The sequence below is a fragment of the Streptomyces sp. AV19 genome (assembly GCF_015999245.1).
Lineage (GTDB): Bacteria > Actinomycetota > Actinomycetes > Streptomycetales > Streptomycetaceae > Streptomyces.
The window spans coordinates 1-1624 of sequence record NZ_JAEAMR010000109.1 but is presented as its reverse complement, the minus strand read 5'-3'; the positions used below and the strand labels follow the sequence as shown (position 1 = coordinate 1624).

Here is a 1624-nt window from a genome sequence, read left to right as displayed (position 1 = left end):
ACGTCACCGCCGGGCTCGACGAACTCGACCACATCCTCCGGGGAGACCGCGAACGAGCCTTCCAGGTACGGCACTTCGGCCCACCGAAGCTCGTACAGCGGATCACCGGCCGCCGCCGATCCCAGCTGCTCCCGCGACATCTCCTGCAGACGCAGCTCGTCCACCGTCACGACCGGCAACCCGGCACCGTCGAACGCCGCCACCCAGACCGAACCGTCGGCGCGCCGCGACAGCCTGACCCGCAGCGCCGAGGCGCCCACCGAGTGCAGCCGCACCCCGTTCCACGAGAACGGCACCCACAAGTCGTCCGACAGCAACGCGTGCAACGCGGCGTCGAGCAGCGCCGGATGGACGCCGAACGCGTCCGCCTCGACCGGCAACCGCACCTCGGCGAACAGCTCCTCCCCCGCACGCCACACCGCGTGCAGACCCTGGAACACCGGACCGTACCCGTATCCGACGGCGGTCAGCCGCTCGTACGCATCCGTGATCTCGACCGGTTGCGCACCGGCCGGCGGCCACTGCCCCTCCAAGGGCTCCACAGGGCCCACCGGGTCGGCCGCCAGCACACCCGCCGCGTGGCGCACCCACTCCGCGTCGGCGTCCCCGTCGCGTGAGTGCACGGCCACCGCGCGCCGCCCCGCGCCGTCCGCCGCTCCCACCGACACCTGTACGGCCGTCGAGGCGCCCTCGGCCAGCACCAACGGCCGCTCCAGAGTCAGCTCTTCGAGTACACCGCAGCCGACCTCGTCCCCGGCGTGCAGCGCCAGCTCGACGAAGGCGGTGCCGGGGAGGACGACCGTGCCGAAGACGGCATGGTCGGCGAGCCATGGGTGGGCGTGCAGCGACAACTGGCCCGTGAAGACCAGCCCGTCCTGCGACGCCAGCCGCACGGCCGCGCCCAGCAGGGGGTGACCGGCAGGGTTGAGCCCCAGCCCGGCCGCGTCCAGCACCGGCCCGCCGGCGGGCAGCCAGTAGCGGCGGCGCTGGAAGGCGTACGTCGGCAGATCGGCGAGCCGGCCGCCGTCCACCCAGGACGACCAGTCCACGTCGACACCCGCGACGTACACCTCGGCCAGGCTCTGCAACAGCCGCGCCCGCTCGCCCTCGCCACGGCGCAGCGTGCCCACGGCGGTCACATCGGTACCCTCGGCGATCTGGGTGACAGCACCGACCAGCACCGGGTGCGGGCTGACCTCGACGAAGACCTGATGCCCGGTCTCCAGGAGTCCCTCGATCGCCGTGTCGAAACGGACGGTCTCGCGGAGGTTGGTGAACCAGTACCCGGCGTCCATCACCGCCGTGTCGATCAACTCGCCCGTCACCGTGGAGACCATCGGGATCCGGCCCGTCCGGGGCTCGATACCTCCCAGGACCTCCAGCAACTCCGCGCGCAGCTCCTCGACTTGCGCGGAGTGGGAGGCGTAGTCGACCGCGATCCGACGGGCCTGGACGCCGTCGGCCTCACACCCGGCCATCAGGGCGTCCAACTCCTCCGGCGCACCAGACACTACGACCTGCTCCGGACCGTTCACCACAGCCACCTGCAACCCGCCGGAGAGCCGCTCAGTCACCTGCTCCAACGGCGCCAGGACGGACACCATCCCGCCCCGACCCGCCAGCC

The 1624-nt window shown here is 72.3% G+C and carries 1 protein-coding gene; it reads right to left on the bottom strand.

Features of this window, described 5'->3' with window-relative positions:
* Nucleotides 1-1604, bottom strand: a 1604-nt coding sequence (locus tag I5Q34_RS34230) for an acyltransferase domain-containing protein (RefSeq protein ID WP_234429957.1), incomplete at its 3' end; no start/stop codon positions are given.
* Nucleotides 1605-1624 lie beyond the last annotated feature (20 nt).